Genomic DNA, 22374 nt, shown 5'->3' on the forward strand with positions numbered 1-22374 from the left:
TCGCCCACTGCTGCGCAGCTTGGAACAAGCTCGTCGATCAGCCCTGGAAAATCACGTCCATCGGAATGCGAGAGTGGGCGCATGGGTCTTGATCAGCGCCCGTTGGTATCAGTCGCCCGATGGTCATATCACTCTCGATCCGAACATCCGCGGCGGGCGCCCGACCATCCGTGGTACCCGCATTGCGGTCGCCGATGTTCTTGGCTGGCTCTCGTCCGGTATGAGCAATGGGGAAATTCTGGATGATTTCCCCGAATTGACGGAGGCTGATATCCGCGCGGCCTTGAGCTATGCCGCCGATCGGGAGCGCCATACGATCACGGCGGCACAGTAAGCCTATCCCTCGACCAGAATTTCAGCCTTAAACTCTACGATCGTCTCGCTATTCTTTATCCCAGGGCAATCAAAGCGCTGCGCCAGAATAATCAATCACGCGAAATTCGCCGCAGCCAAGCAGTCTTGGACCACAAAAACGCCCTTTCGCCTAACCATAAAAATAATACCAATCCACCGACAAAAATAAGGAGATATATAATTCCAATCAATGGATAGGAAATTATAATAGGGGATAATTGAATCGACAATATAAAAAATGATCGAACAAATGCAATGATGTTCGCGCCAAAAAACCCCTGGCATTCCGCGTAGACAAACAGAGCGTTGGTCCAATAGCACCCAATTTCAGACCTGTCATGAAAATCAGGAATGGGGTATACAATGTTAAATAAATAACTGAATGCAAGCAAGAATATATAGAATGATATAACCACGCCGAGCCAAAAGCGAAGCGAATGCCCCAGTCGATTTCCAGTATTTTTCATTGGGCGCCAATATATTCCTAATTCATCGCAATATAATGCAAAATCGTAAATGAATCCAGACGTGACTGTTGTGTGGTAGTGCGTGGATCAGATTGAATTGTGCTGAATTCTCAATCCCGTTTCAATCCCGCCGGGCGTCCGGCGACACGAGAATATGCGGCGCGTCGGCCGTGTTGTGCTCCGCCAATTTCCGCGAGCCCTTGGTGATCGTCCGGCCGTTCGACATGCGCACGGTGCCGTCGAGCACCAGCTTCAGCGCATGCGGATAAAGCCGGTGCTCGGCCCGCAACAGTCGCGCCCCCAGCGTCTCGGCGGTGTCGTCCGGCTCGATCGCGATCGCCGCCTGGGCGATGATCGGCCCCTCGTCCATACGCTCGGTGACGAAATGGACCGTGCAGCCGTGGATTCGCATTCCCGTCGCCAGCGCCCGCCTATGGGAGTCCAGACCGGGAAACAGCGGCAGCAGCGACGGGTGGATGTTGATCAGGCGCCCGCTGTAGCGCCGCACGAAGCCTTCCGACAAAATCCGCATGTAGCCGGCAAGGCAGACGACGTCCGGCTTGAGGTCGTCCAGCGCCTTGAGGACCGCAGCCTCGTGCTTGGCGCGATCGGCGAAGGCGCCCTGTTCGACGGCTATGGCCGTGATGCCCGAGCGCTCCGCCGTTTCGAGACCCGGCGCGTCGGCGTGGTTGGCGATGACACCGACGATCTGGCCCGGATAGGCCGGATCCATCGAGGCGGCGGCCAAGGCGCTCATATTGGTGCCGCGTCCGGAGATCAGGATCGCGATCCTCTGCCGGCGGACCGCGTTCATGGTAGCGGCAACGCGCCGTTGAAGGTCACCGCCGCGTCCTTGCGCGGCAGGATGCGCCCGAGCGGCACGACGGTTTCGCCGGCTTTCTGCAGGATCGCGCTGACCGTCGCCGCGTCGGCCTCGGACACGACGACGATCATGCCGATGCCGCAATTGAAGGTGCGCAGCATTTCCAGTTCCGCGATGCCGCCTTCCTTGGCGAGCCATCCGAACACCGGCGGCACCGGAACCGCGAACAGGTCGATGTCGGCCCTCAGCGTTTCCGGCAGAACTCGTGGAATGTTTTCGACGAAGCCGCCGCCGGTAATATGCGCCAGCGCCTTGATGCCGTTCGTCTCGGCGAAGGCCGAAAGCAGCGCTTTGACATAGATGCGGGTCGGCTCGATCAGGGCTTCGCCCAGCGTTCGATCGCCGTCGAAGGGAGCCGGGTCGCCATAGCGCGCGCCGGACCGCTCGACGATGCGCCGAACCAGCGAATAGCCATTCGAGTGAACCCCGGAGGACACGAGCCCGAGGATCATGTCACCAGCTTCGATCGTACCGGCCGGGAGCAGGCGGCCGCGCTCGACCGCGCCGACGGCAAAGCCGGCCAGATCGTAGTCCTTGTCGGCATAAAGGCCCGGCATCTCGGCGGTTTCGCCGCCGATCAGCGCGCATCCGGCCTGGCGGCAGCCGCTCGCGATGCCTTTGACGATGGCCTCGCCCTCGGACGGGTTGAGCCGGCCGGTGGCGTAATAATCGAGGAAGAACAACGGCTCGGCGCCCTGAACCACGAGATCGTTGACGCACATGGCCACGAGATCGACGCCGATCGTCTCGTGCAGGCCGGTCTCGATGGCGATTCTGAGCTTCGTGCCGACGCCGTCATTCGCCGCGACCAGCAGCGGGTCGTCGTAGCCGGCCGCCTTGAGGTCGAAGAGGCCGCCGAAGCCGCCGATTTCGCCGTCGGCGCCGCGGCGCCGCGTCGAGCGCACATGCGGCTTGATCCGCTGCACGAGCTCGTTGCCGGCGTCGATATCGACGCCCGCGTCCCGGTAAGTCAGAGAGTTGCTCGTGTCGGTCATGGTCCCCGCCCGTTTCCGCCGAGTTGACATGATCGCGGCCCGTGAGCAAGACCCGAAGCCATGGCGCGAGGAATTGTCACGATGTATCGGTGGGCGAGCGAGCGGTTTTCCTCGACGATTGGCGCGGCCTCATGACCGTCCCGAATTTCATCTCGATTGCCCGGCTTCTCGGCGTCCCGATCCTGGTCTGGGCATTGATCGACGGCGATTGGCAGCTTGCCTTTCTGATCTTCATTCTCGCGGGCATCTCGGATGCCGTCGACGGGGCGATCGCGCGCCACTTCGATCAGCAGTCCACCCTCGGCCTTTACCTCGATCCGCTCGCCGACAAGGCTTTGCTGATTTCGGTCTTCGTCGGCCTTAGCCTGCTCGACCAGCTGCCGGCCTGGTTGGCGGTGGCGGTGGTCAGCCGCGACCTTCTCATCATCGCCGCCGTGCTTCTGTCCTACGTCATGGGACAGCCTGTGAAGGTGCGTCCGCTGCTGGTCTCCAAAATGACCACCCTGGCGCAACTCATGTTAGCGGCGGTGGCTCTTGCGGAGCCGGCTTTCGGCCTCCAGCTTAACCTGCTCATTGCCGTTCTCGTCGGCATCACAGCGCTCTTGACCGGACTGTCGGCCGCCGCCTATCTCGTTGATTGGCTTCGGCACATGGCCTCCGAGGGGCATCCCGGGCGTGAGGAAGGTGATCCGACATGAACGACCGAAGTGCGCTGATCCGCCGGCAGGTGTTCTTCTGGAGCTCAGCTGCGGTTCTGGCCGTATTGCTGCTATGGCTGTTTTCCGGGATTCTGCTGCCCTTCGTCCTCGGTATGGTGATCGCCTATTTCCTCGATCCCGTCGCGGACTGGTTCGAGCGCCACGGCTTTTCGCGGGTGGCGGCGACGGTCGTCATCCTTGTTCTGTTCGCGGCGACCTTCATTGCCGCCGTGCTGATTCTCGTACCGGTTATCGGCAGTCAGATTGCCAGTTTCGCAGAGCGCGTTCCGGATTATCTCGATCGGTTGCAGGGCTTGGCCACCGCAGCGCGAAGCGGGCCGCTGGCGTTTCTATTCTCGGGAGAAGAGAGCAATCTGAAGCAGGATTTTGCCAAGATCGTCAATGAGGGAACCGGGTTCATCACCTCCTTCCTCGGCTCTGTCTGGACCTCGTCGCTGGCTGTGGTCAATTTCGTGGCATTGTTCGTGGTGACGCCGGTCGTCGCCTTCTATCTCCTGCTCGACTGGGATCGGATGATCGCGAAGGTCGATTCCTGGATCCCGCGCCAGCACACCACGACCGTTCGGCATCTGGCGCACGACATCGACCGTTCGGTGGCCGGCTTCCTTCGTGGCCAAGGCAGCGTCAGCCTGATCCTCGGCACCTTCTATGCCATCGGACTGACGCTCACCGGGCTCAATTTCGGGTTGCTGATCGGCCTGTTCGCGGGGCTGATCTCGTTCATCCCCTATATCGGCTCGACCGTCGGCCTTGTGCTCGCCGTCGGCGTGGCGCTGGTGCAGTTCTGGCCGGACTGGATCTGGATCGTCGCCGTCGCGACGATTTTCTTCGTCGGACAGTTTTTCGAGGGCAACATCCTGCAGCCGAAGCTGGTCGGGGCCTCGGTCGGCTTGCATCCGGTCTGGCTGATGTTCGCGCTGTTCGCCTTCGGCGCCCTGTTTGGTTTCGTCGGTCTCTTGATCGCCGTCCCCGCCGCGGCAGCGGTTGGCGTTCTGGCCCGCTTTGCAATTACGCAATATTTACAAAGCGAGATGTATTATGGCCCGCCGTCGCCCCCGGAGAATGCCACTTGCGTGACGGTCGAGGAATCTCCGGCTCCGAAGGTGATTAGCGCCGAACCTCGCTCGGGTGCCGGCGAATAGGGCAAGGCCGCCATGCCGTCGCAACTCCCTCTCGATCTTCCCCACGCCGCCTCGCACGCCCGTGAGGATCTCATCGTCTCGGCGTCGAACCGGCTCGCTGTCGAGGCTGTCGACACCTGGCCACATTGGCGGCATTCGGTGTTGGTGATCGTGGGACCGCCCGGAGCGGGCAAGACGCATCTCGCCAATGTATGGGCGGAGCGGGCCGGGGCGCGGATCGCCGAAGCCGGCGCTATGGCCGCCCATCTCGACCAGTCGGGATTTCGCATCGTCGTCGACGATCTCGATCGCTCGCACTTGTCGGAAACCGACCTGTTCGGCCTCGTCAACGCCGCGCGGCTGGGAGCCGGGAGCGTGCTTGCGACAAGCCGGACGCCGCCGGCGGGAATGGCATTCACGCTTAGCGATCTTCGCTCGCGCCTTTGCGCGGCGACGATCGCCGAGCTTGGAGCCCCCGACGACGACCTTTTGGCCGGCGTCCTGGTCAAACTTTTCGCCGACCGCCAGCTCGACATAGCGCCGCGGATGGTCCGCTATCTGGCCGAGCGAATGGAGCGCTCGCTCGATTCAGCCCGCCGCGTCGTCGCCGCCGTCGATCGCGAGGCGTTGGCTTCCAAGGAGCGCATAAGCACGCGCCTTCTCAAGCGGGTGCTTGACCGCGAGAGCGAAGCGGTGCGTCATCAGGCGGTCGTGCCGGCCCGCTACCCGGGCGCGACGGAGGACTGATCATGGATACAGCATCACCGGCGCCCCGGGCCAAATCGAGGAAATCCCGCACGCGCAAGCCTATGGCTGGCGCGGCAACAGGGCGGCAGGAAACGGCTGCTGAGGTTCCGACCGACACGCCGGCGAGCGTCGACAACGCCGCGGCATCGGCGGTCCCGGAGCGGGATGCGGGCGAGACCACGCCGATCCTGTCGGAGGCTTCGGTCATCCTGGAAACACCACCGGCGGAGGTGGAGGCGGCGGCGAACAACGACCGGCCGGCCGACAGCGAGTTGCCGGCGGACCGTTTCATCAATCGGGAGATTTCGTGGCTTCAGTTCAACCGCCGCGTGCTCGAGGAATCGCAGAACTCCTCGCATCCCTTGCTCGAGCGCATTCGCTTCCTGTCGATCTCGGCTGACAATCTCGACGAATTCTTCATGGTCCGGGTGGCCGGTCTCGCCGGTCAGGTGCGCGAGAAAATCACCGTCCGCAGCATCGACGGCCTGACGCCGCAGGAACAGCTCGACCGGATTCTCGATGATGTGGGGCATCTGCAGGGGGAACAACAGGCATCGCTGGCCGAACTCGTCAAGGAACTGCGGCAGGAGCGCATCCAGATCGTCGGCGCTGGCGATCTCAAGCGCGACGACCGGGCCTGGCTGGAGAAGCATTTCGACGAGACGATCTTCCCGGTCCTGACGCCGCTGTCGGTCGACCCGGCGCATCCGTTTCCATTCATTCCCAATCTGGGCTTCTCGATCGCTCTCGCCCTGCTGCGCGAGCGCGATTCCCAGCCCATGAACGCGCTTTTGCGCCTGCCGCCGGCGCTGCAGCGATTTATCGAGATGCCGCCGACTGACAAGGGGCTCCTGCGCCTGGTGCCGCTGGAGAGCATCGTCGCATTGTTTATAGGTCGATTGTTTCCAGGGTACAGGGTCAAGGGCGCGGGGACCTTCCGTATCATTCGCGACAGCGATATCGAGGTCGAGGAAGAGGCCGAGGATCTCGTCCGCCATTTCGAAAGCGCCTTGAAGCGGCGACGCCGCGGGTCGGTAATCCGGATCGAGTTCGATTCGGTCATGCCGGAGACGCTGCGCAATTTCGTCGCGGGCGAACTGGCGGTGCCGGAGTCGCGCGTCTCGGTCATGGACGGCATGCTGGCGCTCGATTCGGTGTCGCAGATCTGCAAATTGCCGCGCGACGATCTGAAGTTCAAACCCTACATTCCGCGCTTTCCCGAGCGGATCCGCGAACACAATGGCGATTGCTTCGCGGCCATCCGCGAGAAGGACATCATCGTCCATCATCCGTATGAATCGTTCGACGTGGTCGTGCAGTTCCTTCGGCAGGCGGCGCAGGACCCGAACGTCATCGCGATCAAGCAGACGCTTTATCGCACGTCGAACGAGTCCCCGATCGTCCGGGCGCTGGTCGACGCCGCCGAATCCGGCAAGTCGGTGACGGCGCTGGTCGAGCTGAAGGCGCGGTTCGACGAGGAGGCCAATATCCGCTGGGCCCGCGATCTGGAGCGGGCGGGCGTCCAGGTGGTTTTCGGCTTCATCGAAAAGAAGACCCACGCGAAGCTATCGCTGATCGTTCGGCGGGAGGATGGAAAGCTTGTGAACTTCGTTCACATCGGCACCGGCAACTACCATCCGATCACCGCGAGAATCTATACGGACTTGTCCTACTTCACCGCCGACCCGGACATCGCACATGACGTCCAGCTGGTGTTCAACTACATCACTGGCTACGCCGAACCGGCCGAGGTCAAGAAGCTCGCCATCTCGCCGCTGACGATGCGCAGCCGAATCGTCGGACACATCGAGGACGAGGTCGCTCATGTGCGGGCGGGACGTCCGGGCCAGATCTGGATGAAGATGAATTCGCTAGTCGACCCGGCGATCATCGATGCGCTCTACAGGGCAAGCCAGGCGGGCGTCGAGATCGACCTCGTGGTGCGCGGCATCTGTTGTCTGCGACCGCGTGTGCCCGGCCTGTCAGACAATATCCGCGTCAAATCGATCGTCGGCCGGTTCCTCGAGCACAGCCGTATCTTCTGCTTCGGCAATGGGCAGGGACTGCCCTCCGAGGCGGCGATCGTCTATATGGGCTCGGCCGACATGATGCCGCGCAATCTTGACCGCCGGGTCGAGACACTGGTGCCCATCACCACGCCGACCGTCCACAGTCAGGTGCTGTCGCAGATCATGCTCGGCAACATTCTCGACAATCAGCAGAGCTGGTCGGTCGCCGCCGATGGGACGTCGCGCCATATCTTTCCTTCGCCGGGTGAACAGCCGTTCAACGCCCAACGTTATTTCATGACCAATCCGAGTCTGTCGGGGCGCGGGAAAGCACTGAAAACGGATGCCCCAAAACTCATCGCGCGGCAGCGCGCGGACCATGCGCGCTTCGACTGAGCCGATAGCCCAGGGCCGGCTTCAGGACCGCCGACCCGTTGGCGTCGTCGATATCGGGTCGAACTCCGTTCGTCTGGTCATCTACGAAGGCAACTGCCGGACCTTGACGGTCCTGTTCAACGAAAAGGTTCTGAGCGGGTTGGGCAAGGGGCTGACCCAGACCAACCGGCTCGATCCGCAAGCCATCGATAGCGCGTTGGCCGCGCTCAGGCGCTTTCGCAAGCTTGCTGAGCAGGCCCATGTCGTCGAACTCCATCCGATCGCGACAGCGGCCGCGCGCGAAGCCCAGAATGGGCCGGATTTCATCGTCGCGGCTGAAGAAGCGATCGGTTCCCGGATTTCAATCCTGTCGGGCGCCGACGAGGCGCGCTATGCGGCCGAGGGCGTGCTGGCGGGTTTCCATACGCCCGCCGGCATCGGTGGTGATCTCGGCGGCGGCAGTCTCGAATTGGTCGACATTCATGACGGGCAGTTCGAAGGGGGACTGACTCTTCCGCTCGGCGGTCTGCGTCTGCGCGATCTCGCCGAGGGAGATCTTTCGCGGGCGCAGGCCATCGCCGACAGCCACCTGGCCGCCTGCGCTCTTGCCGGAAAAGGTGAGGGGCGTCCCTTCTTCGCTGTCGGGGGCACATGGCGCAACTTGGCCAAGCTGCACATGGCACAGACCAAATACCCGTTGCACGTTATGCATGGCTACGAGATCGACGCCTCCGGGATCGAGGATTTCCTCGACACCATCCTGCGCGGCGATCCCGAGAAGCTGCAGGGAATCAGCGCGGTCTCGAAATCGCGCCGACCACTGCTCGCCTATGGCGCCGTCGCGCTGAAAAGCGTCATGCGTCACATCAAGCCGTCAAAGATCGTGATGTCGGCACTTGGTGTGCGCGAGGGCTATCTTTATTCGCTGCTACCGGACGCGGAAAAGGCCAAGGACCCGCTGATCGAATCCGCGCGCGAATTATCGATCCTGCGGTCCCGCTCGCCCACCCATGCCCTGGAACTCGTCGAATGGAGCCGGCGCACCTTCGAGGCGTTTGGCATCGAGGAAACCGAGGACGAGGAGCGGCTGCGCGAAGCCGCCTGTCTTCTCGCCGATATCGGCTGGCGCGCCCATCCGGACTATCGCGGCAAGCAATCCCTCTCGATCATCGCCCATGCCGCCTTTCCGGCCGTCGACCATCGCGGCCGAGCCTATCTAGGCCTGACCAATTACTACCGGCACGAGGGCAGTTTCGAGCAGATGCAGCTGCCCGAACTCGAGCGTCTGATCGAGGACCGACTGATGACGCGTGCCCGCATTCTCGCATCGCTGTTTCGCGCGACCTACCTGTTGACGGCGTCGATGCCGGGCGTGCTCGATCAACTGAAATGGGCACAGGATCCACGCGGCGGCTTCACGCTGGTGATCCCGCGCGCGCTCGCCGCACTGATCGGGGAGCGGCCCGAAGGCCGCCTTCAGCAATTCGCCAAGACCGTCGACAAGACGCTGCGCATGGAAGTGCGGTAAGCGCGCGACCTCACGCGTTCTCGTCAAGCGTGACCACTTCGACCTTGCGGTTGCGATAGACGAGGGCGGTCTCGCCTTGCAACAGCCCGAGCGCCCGTTCGCCGAAGATCTCCCGGCGCCAGCCCGACATCGCTGCAATTTCGGCTTCCTCACCCTTCCAGGCAAGTTTTTCCAGGTCGTCGCCCGACGCGATCATCTTGGCCGCGACGCCCTTTTCCTCGACCACGATCTTCAGAAGGACCTTGAGGAATTCGACCGCCGCTGCGGTGCCCTCGGGCAGTTGCCGAGAGCGCGGAATGGGGGGCAGCTCCGATTTCGGCACCGCCAGCGCGCGGCTCACTGCGGCGATAATCGCCCGCCCCGCAGCGCTGCGTTCGAACCCGTTGGGGATCGTCCGCAGGCGGCCGAGCCCCTGTTCGTCTGTCGGCTGCTGCTGGGCGATCTCGTAAATCGCATCGTCCTTGAGGATACGCCCGCGCGGCTTGTCGAGGTCGCGTGCCTCGCGCTCGCGCCATGTCGCCAGTTCTTTCATCACCTGCAATTCGATCGGCTTGCGCACCCGCAGCTTCAGTCGCTTCCAGGCGTCGTCCGGATGCAGGTCGTAAGTGGCCGGGTCCGCCAGGATCGCCATTTCCTCGGCCAGCCAGTGGCCGCGGTCGTCGGCCTCCAACTGCTTTGTCAACTCGCGATAGACGTCGCGCAGATAGGTGACGTCGGCAAGCGCATAGGTTAGCTGCTGCTCGCTGAGCGGGCGGCGGCGCCAGTCGGTGAAACGCGAGGTCTTGTCGATGCGCCCATCGGTGGTCCGGGCGACGAGTTGGTCGTAGGCGATTGATTCCCCAAACCCGCAGACCATCGCCGCGACCTGGGTATCGAAGAGCGGCTTGGGCAAGATGCCGCCGAGCTTGTAGACGATTTCCAGATCTTGGCGCGCCGCGTGGAACACCTTCACGACGCTCTCGTCGGCCATCAGCTCGAAGAACGGCGCCAAATCCATGCCGCTGGCGAGCGGGTCCACCAGCACGGCAAGATCGTCCGACGCCATCTGGATCAGGCAGAGCTCGGGCCAGAACGTCGTTTCGCGGATGAACTCGGTATCGACGGTGACATATTCGGCGGTGGCGAGGTTGGTGCAGGCCTTGGCAAGGTCCGCGGTCGTGGTGATCATTTGCATCCGATATCCTTAGCCCGATCGCGGTGCCGTGCGAAAGGCGGATGCGCCACAGCACCCGTGAAATCTTGACAGGACGAAAGCTGCGTGCGCTTGTCCCCCGCGATTCAATCGAGCCGCCAAACCGTGCCTGCGCGCGCCGACGTGCGGCCGGACCCGGGCCAGATTCAAGAGAGAATGCCATGCACCGCTATCGCAGTCACAGCTGCGCCGCCCTTCGCAAGGACGATGTCGGCAAAACCGTCCGCCTGTCCGGTTGGGCCCATCGAATCCGCGATCACGGCGGCCTGTTGTTCATCGACCTGCGCGACCATTACGGGCTGACGCAAGTCGTCGTCGATCCCGACTCGCCTGCCTTCGCGGTGGCGGAAACGGTGCGTGGCGAATGGGTCATCCGGATCGACGGGGAAGTGAAGGCGCGCTCGGACGAAACCGTTAACGCCAAGCTGCCGACCGGCGCGGTCGAAGTGTTCGCCCGCGAGATCGAGGTGCTGTCGCAGGCCAAGGAACTGCCGCTGCCAGTGTTTGGCGAGCCGGAGTACCCGGAGGATATCCGGCTCAAATACCGCTTCCTCGACCTTCGCCGCGAGACGCTGCACAAGAACATGATGCGGCGCACGCAGATCGTCTCGAAAATGCGCCAGCTAATGGGCGACGGGGGTTTCTTCGAGTTCCAGACGCCGATCCTCACCGCCTCCTCGCCGGAGGGTGCGCGCGACTTTCTGGTGCCGTCGCGACTGCACAACGGCCTGTTCTACGCGCTGCCGCAGGCGCCGCAGCAATACAAGCAGCTGATCATGATGTCCGGCTTCGATCGGTATTTCCAGATCGCGCCCTGCTTCCGGGACGAAGACCCGCGCGCCGACCGCTTCTACGGCGAGTTCTATCAGCTCGACGTCGAGATGAGCTTCGTCGAGCAGGAGGACATTCTCCAGGCGATGGAACCGGTGATCCGCACCGTGTTCGAGAGTTTCGCCGACGGCAAGCCGGTCAGCCAGAATTTCCGCCGCATTCCTTATGCCGAATCGATCCGCAAATACGGCACCGACAAGCCGGACCTGCGTAATCCGACCGAGATGCAAGCGGTGACCGAGCATTTCGCCGGTTCGGGTTTCAAGGTGTTCGCCGGCATGATCGCCAACGATCCGGCGGTCGAGATCTGGGCGATCCCGGCCAAGACCGGCGGTTCGCGGGCCTTCTGCGACCGGATGAACTCCTGGGCGCAGGGCGAAGGCCAGCCGGGTCTCGGCTACATCTTCTGGCGCGAAACGGAGCCAGGTCCATCGACTTCTGAAGCTTTCGATATGGATCAGGGAGATCCTGACAAGATCGATGCGATAATTAATGCAGTTGCAAGTGACAACGTAGGTGGAGCCGAGGGGGCTGGTCCGCTTGCCAAGAACATCGGACCAGAGCGTACGCAGGCGTTGCGCACCCAACTCGGCCTCGAAGCGGGCGACGCCTGCTTCTTCGTCGCAGGGCGGCCGGACGCCTTCGCGGCCTTCGCCGGTGCCGCTCGGACGCGGGTCGGCGAGGAACTGAATCTGGTCGATCGCGATCGGTTCGAGCTCGCCTGGATCATCGACTTCCCCTTCTACGAATGGCAGGAGGAGGAAAAGAAGGTCGATTTCGCCCACAATCCCTTCTCGATGCCGCAGGGCGGCATGGACGCGCTGCAGAGCGACGAGCCGCTGGCGATCAAGGCATTCCAGTACGATATCGTCTGCAATGGTTTCGAGATCGCCTCGGGCGGCATTCGCAACCACATTCCCGAGACCATGGTGAAGGCGTTCGAGATCGCCGGCTATTCGAAGGAAACGGTCGAGGAACGCTTCGGCGGGCTCTACCGTGCCTTCCAGTACGGCGCGCCGCCCCATGGCGGCATGGCGGCTGGGGTCGACCGCATTGTCATGCTTCTGTGCGGGGCCAAGAACCTGCGCGAGATCGCCATGTTCCCGATGAACCAGCAGGCTCACGATCTGCTGATGGGCGCGCCGAACGAGGCCTCGCCCGCGCAGCTGCGTGAACTCGGCCTGCGTCTGGCGCCGGCGGCGAAAAACTGACCAGGCGCTCTTCCCTCCGCGCCTTTCGCGGAGGGGAGAGCGATCGCTGGACATTCCCCAACTGGGTTGGCCGTCGACGTTTAATCGTTGGCGCTGACGGTCAGCGACAGCACGCTCGGCAAGGTCTGCGGGGCGCCCATCGCCGCGCCGATCAGCTGTGTCGCCGGCACTGGATTGGCCGGCGCGACGGTGATCGACAACGACTTCGGATCGTTGAGATAGGCCGTCACGGCGTCGGTGACGTCCTTCTGGAAGTCCGGGTTTTGCAGGTAGGACAGGAACATCGGCAGCATGCCGATGAGCCCCTCGATCAGCCGCTCGCGCGTCTGCCCATTCTTCTCGGCATAGTAGTCGAGCAGCTTGCCGGTGAGTGAGTCATCGACGAAGGTAATGTCGGCGGCGTTCAGATAGAGTTGTGAGATCAGCCCCATGACCGCCATGCCGGATGCCTGCTGATTGTCCGGATTGGCGGCCATCTGCTGCTGCAGCTGTTGCAGCGACTCGATAAACGCTGGTGTGTAGCCAGAAATTCCGTAAGTGAAGGACAGGCTGCCGGCATCTTTCAAATTGATGTCGAACGGATCGAGCTCGAGGAGGCCGCTCGCGGGGGTCCAGGTGGCGGAGCCGGATATCTCGCCACTCAGCGTGCTGTAACCGACCTCCTGGATCGTTTTCGTGGCTTCTGGATCGTCTCCCGAGGTGAGATCCGCCGTGAAGCTGCCGAAATCGAACTCCGCCGTGAACGCACCATCGTCGCCGATCTCGTTGCTCAAGGAAGCATCCGCGAGGCTGAAGATTTTCTTGCCGTCCTTCTCGACCTCCACGGATCCGATCGTGGCGCTCTCGAAATAGAAGTCGGAGAATTTCATCGCCGCCGGTACGTCGGTCGCGCTGGTCCCGACGAGCTCCAGGCCCTCAACCACCATGCCGCCGATTCGCGTGCGCGTGCTATCCTCGGTCTCGTCGAAGTCCGGAAACGCGACCCGCTCGACGTCCCATCCATCGGGGGTGGAGCCGGAGACGTTCTCGAACGTGATCTCGACGACCTTGCCTTTCCCATCGGCCTTGGCCCCCGAGACGCCCTTCAGCACGACATTCTCGCCAACGGCTTCCGCGCTGTCGAATGTCAGCGACATGTTCTGCTTCTGCGCGACGGCCTTGAGCCGCTCGGCAAATGCCTCGGCGTCGACCGCGAAAGCCGACGTCGAGCTGAGTAGCAGCAGCGTCGTTGTGGCGAGGGATATGCCTGTCCTGGCGAGCATGTGAGAACCTTTCGCTTGAACCTGGGCGCGCCGCAGCGCGATGAGAATGCGGACCGGTGTCGCGTACTATTGTAGGACGGAAGCCCCGTCGCGATAAGGGGAGGGGCGGCGAGCGACGGAATTAGAGTAAAGGCGCTCGCCTAGGCGCCTACAAATCCTTGAATAACCACGTTCCGGAGTTGTTCCGGTCGCAGTCCTGTCCTAGACCAGCCGCATGGGCAAGGCTGTAGAGCCGCCGTCGGGCGGCGGCAACATCGAAGCGATCGACCTGAAGGCGGCACTCGAGGAGCGTTACCTCGCCTATGCGCTGTCGACGATCATGGGGCGGGCGCTGCCCGATGTGCGCGATGGCCTGAAGCCCGTCCATCGGCGCATCGTCCATGCCATGCGCGTTCTGCGGCTCGATCCGGGCCAAGGCTACAAGAAATGCGCCCGCATCGTCGGCGACGTGATGGGCAAGTTCCACCCCCATGGCGACGCGTCGATCTATGATGCGCTGGTGCGGCTGAGCCAGGACTTCGCCATCCGCTATCCGCTGATCGACGGTCAGGGTAATTTCGGCAATGTCGACGGCGATAGCCCGGCGGCCATGCGCTACACCGAAGCACGCATGACCGACGTTGCGACGCTGCTCCTGCGGGGCCTCGACGAGGACGCGGTCGATTTTCGCGCGACCTATAACGAGGAGGATCAGGAGCCGATCGTCCTGCCGGGCGCGTTCCCCAATCTCTTGGCCAACGGCTCGTCGGGAATCGCGGTCGGGATGGCGACGTCGATTCCGCCGCACAACGCCGCCGAACTCTGCGACGCCGCGCTCAAGCTGATCGAAAACCCGGACGCCTCGACCGATGCGTTGCTGCGTTTCGTGCAGGGGCCGGATTTCCCGACCGGCGGCGTCATCGTCGACAACCATGCGCAGATCCGCGAAGCCTACGACAGCGGCCGCGGCTCGTTCCGCGTCCGGGCCCGTTGGGAGACCGAGGACCAGGGTCGCGGCGCCTATGTCGTTGTCGTTACCGAAATCCCGTATCAGGTGCAGAAGTCGCGGCTGATCGAAAAGATCGCCGAACTGCTGCAAGCGCGCAAATTGCCGCTGCTCGCCGACATCCGCGACGAATCGGCCGAGGACGTGCGCGTCGTCATCGAGCCGAAGAGCCGGACCGTCGATCCGGAACTCTTGATGGAATCGCTGTTCCGGCTGACCGATCTGGAATCGCGCATCTCGCTGAACATGAACGTCCTGTCCGGCGGCAAGGTGCCGAAGGTCATGTCGCTCAAGGACGTGCTGAGCGAGTGGCTCGCCCATCAGCGCGAGGTGCTGGTACGTCGGGCGCGTTATCGGCTCGGGCAGATCGAGCGGCGGCTGGAGGTCCTGGCCGGCTATCTGATCGCCTTTCTCAACCTCGACGAGGTGATCCGGATCATCCGCGAGGAGGACGAGCCGAAGGCGGTGCTGATCCAGACCTTCGAATTGACCGACGTGCAGGCCGAGGCGATCCTCAACATGCGCCTTCGCTCCTTGCGCAAGCTGGAGGAATTCGAGCTCAGACGCGAGTTCGATCGGCTCACGGAAGAGAAAGCCGAAAAGGAAGCGCTGCTCGCCTCCGACGATCAACAATGGTCGTCGGTTGCCGGCGAGATTCGCGAAGTCCGCGAAACCTATTCCAAGAAGACCAAACTCGGACGCCGCCGCACGCTCTTCGCCGACGCGCCCAACCGGGCTCTCGACGACATCGCCGTCGCGCTGATCGAGAAGGAGCCGGTGACCCTCGTTCTGTCCAAAAAGGGCTTCCTACGCGGCATGCGCGGGCATCTCGCGGATTTCTCGACATTGACCTTCAAGGAAGGCGATGGCCTGAAGCTCGCCTTCCATGCCATGACGACCGACAAGTTGGTATTTCTGTCGACGGGCGGTCGGGCGTTCACGCTCGGCGCCGACAAGCTGCCGGGCGGGCGCGGGCAGGGCGAGCCGATTCGTCTCGCCTTCGACTTCGACGACGAGCAGGACATCGCTATCGCCTTCGTGTCCGATCCGGACCGCCGTCGTCTGCTGGTCTCGTCCGACGGCAATGGCTTCATCGTTGCGGAGGCCGATATGCTGTCGGCGACGCGCAAGGGCAAGCAACTGATGAATCTGTCCGGCAAGACCGCGTTGGCGCTCGCGCCGACGGTCGACGAGGGCGACCACGTCGCGATCGTTGGTGAGAATCGAAAACTGCTGGTCTTCCCGCTGGCGCAGGTGGCGCAGATGGCGCGCGGCAAGGGCGTGCGCCTGCAGCGTTACAAGGATGGTGGGGTCTCGGACGCCAAGGTCTTCGGGATGGCGGGCGGTCTGGTCTGGTCGGATTCCGCCGGCCGGATGTTTACCCGCTCCGAAGCCGAACTCCTGGAATGGCGCGGTGACCGGGCGCAGGCCGGCCGCCTGGTGCCGAAGGGCTTTCCGAAGACCAACAAGTTCGAAGGCTGAACTCGCCGCGCATCGCGTCGGCTCGATCGATGGCCGGGTGAGCGCTTGTCGCTCCCGTCACACGTGGCGGGATGCGACCGCGATACGCGGCCGCCGGGAGCGCCGCGCGCGACCGAGCTCGACGAGAGAGTGCACCACGAGCGTTCCGACGACGACGATGCCGCCGACAAGCGCCAGATCCGTCGACCGCTCGCTGAACACCATCCAGACCCAGACGGGCGCGAGCACGGTTTCCACCAGATATGCCATCGACACGATGGGCGCCGGCACGAACATCGGCCCGAGCGCCAGGCAGATCAACGCGATGGGAATGATCACCGCGCCGTTAAGGGCGAGCCACCCAATCGCCTCGGAATGGATGCCCTCGACGGCGACGAAGGGAGCGGCGATCAGCGCCGGCAGGAAGGCGCCAAGCGCCGCGGCGTAACGCATGTCGGTTCGGCTGCGCCGGGCAAGGGTGATGGCGAGGGCGATGAGGAAGGCGGTGGCGAGCGCGGCCAAGTCGCCCATCCAGTTGCCGGTCTCGAAGCCGGCTCCGATGATCAGTAGAACGCCGAAGAGCGTTGCTGGGATGGCCAGGAGGGTCGCTGTCGACGGCCGCTCGCCGACCATCCGCCAGGACAGCAGCGCTGAGAACATCGGATTGAAGGCAAGGATGAAGACGACGTTGCCGGCGCTCGTGTTGAAGACCGAAAAGACGAAGGTCGCGGCCGCGAGGGAATAGATGCCCGTGACAATAAGCCCGGCGCGCCCGGCGATCAGCTTCCGGCTGCTCGGAAACAGCAAGCGGTCGATGCGCCAGATCAGCACCGCGGCCAGACAGGTGAGGACACCGCGCACCAGCAGGACGGTCCAGAAGGCGCTCTCCGAGAGCCGAATGAGCGGAATGTCGAAGGAGAGGACGAAGCCGCCGAAGCCGACAAGGGCGAGGCCCTGCGCGTAGGATGACGACGGCGACGACTCGCTCGCTTGCGGCGGGACAGACATAAAATTCCGTTATGGACAGATCGGGATAGATGAGCGGCGTCGGCGAAAACTGCCGATATGCTTCGCCTTAGCATCATCGCAAGCGACGGTGAAACACCACGGCCGGAAAAGCGTGCGCAACGACGCGCAGCTCAGCCCTCGTAGCGCTCCCAGCCCTTGGGCATCAGGTGCTCCTGCGGCTGAAACCGGATCTTGTAGTCCATCTTCGACGAGCCGTTCACCCAATAGCCGAGATAGAGATAGGGCAGGCCCAGCTTCCTGGTCTGCTCGATATGGTCGAGGATCATGTAGGTCCCCAGGCTTCGGGCTCTCTGCCCCGGCTCGAAGAACGAGTAGACCATCGACATTCCATCCCCCATCACGTCGCTCAGCGCGACGCCGACGAGGTCGCCATCCGATTGGTCGCTGAAGAACGAATCCGGTCCCCGCAGGCGATATTGGATGAGACGCGTATCGACCTGGCTGTCCTCGACCATCATGGCGTAGTCCAGGACGCTCATCTCCGACATCCCGCCATGGGTATGCCGGTCTTCGAGATAGCGGCGGAACAGCGAGTACTGTTCGCTTGATGGAGCCGGCACACCCATCCGGCCGACCAGATCCTGATTGCGGGCCATGATCCGGCGCATCGAGCGGCTCGGCTTGAACTCGTCGACCAGTATGCGGACGGAAATGCAGGCCCGACACGATTCGCAGGCCGGCCTGTAGGCGATGTTCTGGCTGCGCCGGAACCCGCCCTGGCTCAGGAGATCGAGTAGACCCGGGGCGCGCTCGCCGACGAGGTGCGTAAAGACCTTCCGCTCGGCCTGACCTCTGAGATACGGGCAGGGGGAGGGCGAGGTGAGGAAGAACTGCGGCGTTTGCGGATGATGAACTGTCACTGCCGTCGCGCCTCCCTCATAGTCCATAATACCACGGTGCCACGATCGAGAATGTTAACCACACGAGGATCACAAGGGGAACACCGGCTTTGGCGAAGTCGATGAAGCGATAGCGCCCCGGCCCCATGATCAGCAAGTTGGTCTGATAGCCGATCGGCGTTGCGAAGGACGCGTTGGCTGCGAAAATGACGCAGGCGAGAAACGCTTCCGGCGAGGTTCCCAGTCGCCGCGACAGGTCGAGCGCGATCGGCGTGAATAGAACGGCGGTGGCGTTGTTTGATAGCACATTCGTCATGATCGCGATCACCAGGAACAGTCCCGATAGGATCGCCGCGGTGGATAAGCCAGCCAGCGCCGTCATGGCGGTCTCTGCGATCATTGCGGCGCCGCCCGTCCGTTCGAGCGCCACCGCAGCGGCGATCGAGGCGCCGATCAACATGAATATCGATCGATCGAACGCGCGCGCCGCTTCGCCGACCGTCAGGCACCCGGTGGCGACCATTAGGAGGGCGCCGACGACGGCGAGCACCTCGATGGGAAGGGCGCCGGTCGCCGCCATGAGAACGATGGCGAAGAAGATGGAGGCGGCAAGGCCCGCCTTGGCGCTTTGCGGAATCGTCTGGGCGGAATATTCCAGCAGCAGCAGGTCGTGGTTGCCCTTCAACTTCGCGATCGCGCTTGCCTGTCCGCAAAGCAGCAAGGTGTCGCCGGGCTCCAGCCTGATTTCCGACAGCGCGGAGCGCGCCATACGGCTCTTGCGCTGCAAGCCGAAGAGCGTGATGCCGAACTGGGTGCGCAGACCCGAATATTGCATCGTGCGGCCGGCATAGCGCGAGCCCGGTGCGACCACGGCCTCGGCCATCACCATGTCGGGGCCGATCTTGTTGGTCTGGTCGCCCAGGGTTTCCGCCGAGGGATCCAGCGCCTTGACCGTCAGATTGCCTGTGGACAGCGCCTTGGAAAAAGCGCGCCGGGTCGCCGTCACGATCAGGCGGTCGCCGACCGCCAGCGTGATGTCGTCGAAGGGTGGCAGGATCGTTCGTTCGCCGCGCAGGATCATGCGCGGCATCAGATCGCCGAGACCGGGGAAGAGGCCCGCTCTCGCCGTGAGCCACTCGAAGGCGTGGCCTTCGGTAATATCGATTTCGCCGAGGAACTGCTTGCCGCCCGAATCCGCCACGCGGCCTTCCGATCCCTGGCGCGGCGTGAGAATGCGCGGCATGAACCCGATCACGTAAATTCCGCCGACGACCGCGATCGCAAGCCCCGGCACGGTGATGTCGAAGAAGCCGATCTCGATGCCGGAACGGGCGGCAACGCCTGCGACCAGCAGATTGGTGGACGAACCGATCAGCGTCGTCATACCGCCGAGAATCGACAGGAAGGACAACGGCATGAAGACATGGGCCGGCGGGATACCACGCTGGGTCGCAAGCATCGTCAGGATCGGGATGAAGATGACGACGACGGGGGTGTTGTTGAGGAATGCGGACAGCAAGGCCGCGCTGAGCAGCACCACCGCGGTGGCGCGCCCGCCGACGGTACCCCCAATTCGGGTCAGCCACTGCGTCGGTCGCGCCATCGCGTCGGTGGCGAAAAGCCCTTGTCCGACAATCAGCAGCGCCAACACCGTGATCAACGCCGGATTGGAAAATCCCGAAAGCAGGTCGCCGCTCGTGACCGCAAAGCCCGCGGCATCCCGGTATGGCGCGACCGCAAAGAGAAGCAGGAAGGCGCTGAGCGAGGCCGCTGCGACGGCTTCGATCGGCCATCGCTCCCAAGCATAGCCGATCACGCTCGCCAGAATGAGGAGATAGGTGGCCCAGACGTGTATCGAATCCATGTGGCGCCGCGTTCCGTTGACCGCGGAACCTTATCGTTCTCCGCCCCCTTGTTGGCAACCTGCGTCTATCCCGCTCATCGTTGGGCGACGATCACCGGACGCGAATTCAGGCCGCCACCCGTGCTGGCGCTGCCTGCCGGACATTGCCGCCGGGGTGGCCGCTACGAGTGCGGGATCAGCGATCGCGAACGACGACCGTACCCAGCAGAAGATCGTGCAGTAGCTGCTTGCGAGCGGTGAACAGGCTGACCAGCAGAACGAGCGGGGTCAGGATCGAGGCCGAGGCCCAGAACAGAACGCCGTGAAGAACGGCGACAGCAGGATCGACACGCTCGCCGTCGAGGCGCGCGACATGGACGCCGGCAAAACGCATGCCCGGTGTCGCCTGCCGGTGTCCGCCCATGGTGAAGCCGATATAGACGATGGCGATCACTGGAAGCAGCACCGCATAGAGGCCCCAGGCGATTCCCAGCGTGACGATGCCGAGCAGGAAGATCAGAACCGCGGCTGGAACCGACAGGAAAAGGACCAACGCATAGTCAATGACGAAAGAAGCGATTCGTCGCGTCCGCACGCCTTCATAGAGGCGAGGCGTATCCAGATCGGGGGTCGAAAAATCGTTCGACGGGTTTGCGGTTCGGTCCATCGGGGCGGGCCCTCTGTCATCCTGGTTGCGTGAGGCTGAGATGGGGACTGTGAGACCACGGCGCAACTTGGCGACACGTTTGCGAAGCACGGCTCAGCGACGGCGCAGCATTTCGGCGACCTGTGGCGAGAAATAGCTGAGCACGCCGGCGGCGCCCGCCCGCTTGAAGGCGGCAAGGCTCTCCATCATCGCTCGGTCGCCGTCGAGCCAGCCATTCTGTGCAGCCGCCACGATCATCGCGTATTCGCCCGACGTCTGGTAGGCGAAGGTCGGCACACCCAATTCCCCCGCCAGCCGGGCGACGATGTCGAGATAGGGCATGCCCGGCTTGACCATGATCATGTCGGCGCCCTCGGCGATATCCTGCGCCGCCTCGCGAATCGCCTCGTCGGAATTGCCGCAATCCATCTGATAGGTACGCTTGTCGCCCTTCAGCATCGAACCCGAGCCCACCGCATCGCGAAACGGCCCATAGAAGGCCGATGCGTATTTCGCCGCGTAGGACATGATCAGCGTGTCGCGATGGCCGGCCGCGTCGAGTGCCGCGCGGATGCAGGCGACGCGGCCATCCATCATGTCCGAGGGGCCAATGATGTCGCAGCCGGCCTCCGCCTGTACGACCGCCTGGCGACAGAGCATGTCCACCGTCTCGTCGTTGAGGATGCGTTCGCCCTCGAGCAGACCATCATGGCCGTGACTCGTATAGGGATCGAGGGCGACATCGCAAAGAATGCCAACTTCGGGCACGGCGGACTTGATCGCTCGGCTTGCGGTGCAGACGAGATTGGCGTGGTTGAGCGCCTCCGAACCGCTTTCGTCGCGTTTCGAGGCGTCGGTATAAGGAAACAGCGCGACGACCGGGATGCCGAGATGGCGGGCCTTGCGCGCGGCATCGACGCAGTCTTCCACCGAGAAGCGGAACACGCCCGGCATCGAGGGCACGGCTTGCGGCTCGCCGTCCCCGTTGCGCACGAAAATCGGCCAAATCAGGTCATCGACTCCGATAGCGGTCTCCCGAACCAGGCGCCGGGACCAATCCGCCTGCCGCAGCCGCCGCATTCTCAAGCCGCCGGTCACGGTGTCGATACGTTCACTTATCGAAGAAAGGGAACCGCTTTGCTGACTCATGGAACGCCCGTCCTTTGTTCGTACTTGATCTCGCGCGATCGGACGCGCCGGTATCTCATTTGGTGCTGCGGATAAGGACCCACGAGGCGCCAACTTGGATTTGCCTATGCCGTCAGGGGCGGGAGTTCAAGATTGACGAGGTCACCCGAGCGACCATAGGGTCCGGCCACGAACAGGCATGGCGCAAAATCCTGGTCATCGGTTTCGATCGTCGACCGCTCTCCCAGGGCGATCGCGGCGGCGTTGCGTTCGCAGGCCAGCAGGCCGGGAAAGGCAAGATGTGACGATCGAACTTGCGCCGCAACACAAGGCCAGGAGCCTGAATCGCAGCTTGACGACCTGGCTCTGCCGCTTGTCGGCGGTTGTCATGTTCGTCGCAGGTGTCGGCTACTGGATTCGGCTCGTCGGCATTGAAGCGGGCCCCCTCGCGCGCTTCGACCTGATGCCGATCTGGTGGAAGATGGCGGCCCCGACATTGGCGGTGCTTTATCCGGTCGCCGGTATCGGGCTGTGGATGACGGTCGGCTGGGGTTCGGTCGTCTGGGTCCTGATCGCGATCGTCGAAGCAGTGATGTATCTCGGCTTTCCCGAGCTCTTCGGCTCCGAGCTACTGCGGCTCGGATTTCATGCATCCGGTCTGTCCCTGCTGGGAGTTCTGCGTCTCATGGCGTGGCGGGAGGGGCGGCTGGCCCGCGGCTACTGAGCCGCCGAGAGACGTCTTGTTAAGC

Annotated in this window: 18 protein-coding genes; 9 read left to right on the top strand and 9 right to left on the bottom strand. The window is 63.2% G+C overall.

Annotation, left to right across the window (positions count from 1 at the left end; translation table 11 throughout):
* The first annotated feature begins 73 nt into the window (after positions 1 to 73).
* Positions 74 to 334: a DUF433 domain-containing protein gene (locus VSX60_RS17455; RefSeq protein WP_327625543.1), complete on the top strand. Its 261-nt coding sequence runs from the start codon at positions 74 to 76 to the stop codon at positions 332 to 334.
* A 608-nt stretch (positions 335 to 942) separates the two neighbouring features.
* Here the strand turns inward: VSX60_RS17455 and purN are convergent.
* Together purN and purM are read right to left on the bottom strand one after the other, a co-directional pair.
* Positions 943 to 1635: a phosphoribosylglycinamide formyltransferase gene (gene purN, locus VSX60_RS17460; protein ID WP_327625544.1), complete on the bottom strand. Its 693-nt coding sequence runs from the start codon at positions 1633 to 1635 to the stop codon at positions 943 to 945.
* Positions 1632 to 2699, bottom strand: coding sequence for a phosphoribosylformylglycinamidine cyclo-ligase (purM, locus tag VSX60_RS17465; protein WP_327625545.1), 1068 nt, complete (start codon positions 2697 to 2699; stop codon positions 1632 to 1634). The genes purN and purM overlap by 4 nt, the downstream gene beginning before the upstream one ends.
* Positions 2700 to 2740: 41 nt before the next feature.
* On the opposite strand from purM, the gene VSX60_RS17470 reads away from it, so the two are divergent.
* Genes VSX60_RS17470 through ppx form a run of 5 tightly spaced genes read left to right on the top strand, consistent with a single transcriptional unit; the run spans position 2741 to position 9198 of the window.
* A complete protein-coding gene (locus VSX60_RS17470) occupies positions 2741 to 3397 on the top strand; it encodes a CDP-alcohol phosphatidyltransferase family protein (RefSeq protein WP_327625546.1) in 657 nt (218 codons plus the stop codon).
* The gene (locus VSX60_RS17475; RefSeq protein ID WP_327625547.1) at positions 3394 to 4560 is read left to right on the top strand and encodes an AI-2E family transporter; all 1167 of its coding nucleotides are present in this window, start codon (positions 3394 to 3396) and stop codon (positions 4558 to 4560) included. The genes VSX60_RS17470 and VSX60_RS17475 overlap by 4 nt, the downstream gene beginning before the upstream one ends.
* 12 nt (positions 4561 to 4572) lie before the next feature.
* A complete protein-coding gene (locus VSX60_RS17480) occupies positions 4573 to 5286 on the top strand; it encodes a hypothetical protein (RefSeq protein ID WP_327625548.1) in 714 nt (237 codons plus the stop codon).
* 2 nt (positions 5287 to 5288) lie between these two features.
* A complete protein-coding gene (locus tag VSX60_RS17485) occupies positions 5289 to 7691 on the top strand; it encodes an RNA degradosome polyphosphate kinase (RefSeq protein ID WP_327625549.1) in 2403 nt (800 codons plus the stop codon).
* A complete protein-coding gene (gene ppx, locus VSX60_RS17490; protein ID WP_327625550.1) occupies positions 7675 to 9198 on the top strand; it encodes an exopolyphosphatase in 1524 nt (507 codons plus the stop codon). Before VSX60_RS17485 ends, ppx begins: the two co-directional genes overlap by 17 nt.
* A gap of 10 nt (positions 9199 to 9208) precedes the next feature.
* Here the strand turns inward: ppx and rnd are convergent, their stop codons facing one another.
* Positions 9209 to 10366 carry a ribonuclease D gene (rnd, locus tag VSX60_RS17495; RefSeq protein ID WP_327625551.1) on the bottom strand — a complete coding sequence of 386 codons (1158 nt, stop codon included), beginning with the start codon at positions 10364 to 10366 and terminating at the stop codon, positions 9209 to 9211.
* A gap of 185 nt (positions 10367 to 10551) precedes the next feature.
* Here rnd and aspS point away from each other — a divergent pair, with 185 nt between their 5' ends.
* Complete coding sequence (gene aspS, locus VSX60_RS17500) at positions 10552 to 12432, top strand: aspartate--tRNA ligase (RefSeq protein WP_327625552.1); 1881 nt, start codon at positions 10552 to 10554, stop codon at positions 12430 to 12432.
* 80 nt (positions 12433 to 12512) lie between these two features.
* On the opposite strand, the gene VSX60_RS17505 is transcribed toward aspS, so the two are convergent.
* Entirely contained in the window at positions 12513 to 13694 is a 1182-nt protein-coding gene (locus VSX60_RS17505; RefSeq protein ID WP_327625553.1) for a hypothetical protein, read from the bottom strand.
* 214 nt (positions 13695 to 13908) lie between these two features.
* Between VSX60_RS17505 and parC the strand changes: the two genes are divergently transcribed.
* Positions 13909 to 16161: a DNA topoisomerase IV subunit A gene (parC, locus tag VSX60_RS17510; protein WP_327625554.1), complete on the top strand. Its 2253-nt coding sequence runs from the start codon at positions 13909 to 13911 to the stop codon at positions 16159 to 16161.
* Positions 16162 to 16218: 57 nt separating this feature from the next.
* On the opposite strand, the gene VSX60_RS17515 is transcribed toward parC, so the two are convergent.
* The 5 genes from VSX60_RS17515 to hemB form a co-directional block, all read right to left on the bottom strand.
* On the bottom strand, positions 16219 to 17148 hold the full coding sequence (locus VSX60_RS17515; protein ID WP_327625555.1) for a DMT family transporter: 930 nt from the start codon (positions 17146 to 17148) through the stop codon (positions 16219 to 16221).
* A 131-nt stretch (positions 17149 to 17279) separates the two neighbouring features.
* A complete protein-coding gene (locus VSX60_RS17520; protein WP_327625556.1) occupies positions 17280 to 18029 on the bottom strand; it encodes an arginyltransferase in 750 nt (249 codons plus the stop codon).
* 16 nt (positions 18030 to 18045) lie between these two features.
* Positions 18046 to 19872, bottom strand: a complete 1827-nt coding sequence (locus VSX60_RS17525) for an SLC13 family permease (protein WP_327625557.1) — start codon at positions 19870 to 19872, stop codon at positions 18046 to 18048.
* Positions 19873 to 20047: 175 nt separating this feature from the next.
* Positions 20048 to 20518 carry an RDD family protein gene (locus tag VSX60_RS17530; protein ID WP_327625558.1) on the bottom strand — a complete coding sequence of 157 codons (471 nt, stop codon included), beginning with the start codon at positions 20516 to 20518 and terminating at the stop codon, positions 20048 to 20050.
* Positions 20519 to 20611: 93 nt separating this feature from the next.
* Entirely contained in the window at positions 20612 to 21646 is a 1035-nt protein-coding gene (hemB, locus tag VSX60_RS17535; protein WP_442873118.1) for a porphobilinogen synthase, read from the bottom strand.
* Between the two features lie 280 nt (positions 21647 to 21926).
* On the opposite strand from hemB, the gene VSX60_RS17540 reads away from it, so the two are divergent.
* Positions 21927 to 22349 (top strand): DUF6163 family protein, encoded by a 423-nt coding sequence (locus tag VSX60_RS17540; protein ID WP_327625559.1) that lies wholly within the window; start codon positions 21927 to 21929, stop codon positions 22347 to 22349.
* Positions 22350 to 22374 lie beyond the last annotated feature (25 nt).

The sequence above is a fragment of the Aurantimonas sp. A3-2-R12 genome (assembly GCF_036016755.1).
Classification (GTDB): Bacteria; Pseudomonadota; Alphaproteobacteria; order Rhizobiales; family Rhizobiaceae; genus Aurantimonas; species Aurantimonas coralicida_A.

What these genes read in the sequence shown, in the direction of transcription:
- purN (WP_327625544.1), bottom strand. Translation starts at nt 1,635, where the DNA reads ATGAACGCGGTCCGCCGGCAGAGGATCGCGATCCTGATCTCCGGACGC.
- purM (WP_327625545.1), bottom strand. Translation starts at nt 2,699, where the DNA reads ATGACCGACACGAGCAACTCTCTGACTTACCGGGACGCGGGCGTCGAT.
- VSX60_RS17475 (WP_327625547.1), top strand. Translation starts at nt 3,394, where the DNA reads ATGAACGACCGAAGTGCGCTGATCCGCCGGCAGGTGTTCTTCTGGAGC.
- VSX60_RS17480 (WP_327625548.1), top strand. Translation starts at nt 4,573, where the DNA reads ATGCCGTCGCAACTCCCTCTCGATCTTCCCCACGCCGCCTCGCACGCC.
- VSX60_RS17485 (WP_327625549.1), top strand. Translation starts at nt 5,289, where the DNA reads ATGGATACAGCATCACCGGCGCCCCGGGCCAAATCGAGGAAATCCCGC.
- ppx (WP_327625550.1), top strand. Translation starts at nt 7,675, where the DNA reads ATGCGCGCTTCGACTGAGCCGATAGCCCAGGGCCGGCTTCAGGACCGC.
- rnd (WP_327625551.1), bottom strand. Translation starts at nt 10,366, where the DNA reads ATGATCACCACGACCGCGGACCTTGCCAAGGCCTGCACCAACCTCGCC.
- aspS (WP_327625552.1), top strand. Translation starts at nt 10,552, where the DNA reads ATGCACCGCTATCGCAGTCACAGCTGCGCCGCCCTTCGCAAGGACGAT.
- VSX60_RS17505 (WP_327625553.1), bottom strand. Translation starts at nt 13,694, where the DNA reads ATGCTCGCCAGGACAGGCATATCCCTCGCCACAACGACGCTGCTGCTA.
- parC (WP_327625554.1), top strand. Translation starts at nt 13,909, where the DNA reads ATGGGCAAGGCTGTAGAGCCGCCGTCGGGCGGCGGCAACATCGAAGCG.
- VSX60_RS17515 (WP_327625555.1), bottom strand. Translation starts at nt 17,148, where the DNA reads ATGTCTGTCCCGCCGCAAGCGAGCGAGTCGTCGCCGTCGTCATCCTAC.
- VSX60_RS17525 (WP_327625557.1), bottom strand. Translation starts at nt 19,872, where the DNA reads ATGGATTCGATACACGTCTGGGCCACCTATCTCCTCATTCTGGCGAGC.
- VSX60_RS17530 (WP_327625558.1), bottom strand. Translation starts at nt 20,518, where the DNA reads ATGGACCGAACCGCAAACCCGTCGAACGATTTTTCGACCCCCGATCTG.
- hemB (WP_442873118.1), bottom strand. Translation starts at nt 21,646, where the DNA reads ATGAGTCAGCAAAGCGGTTCCCTTTCTTCGATAAGTGAACGTATCGAC.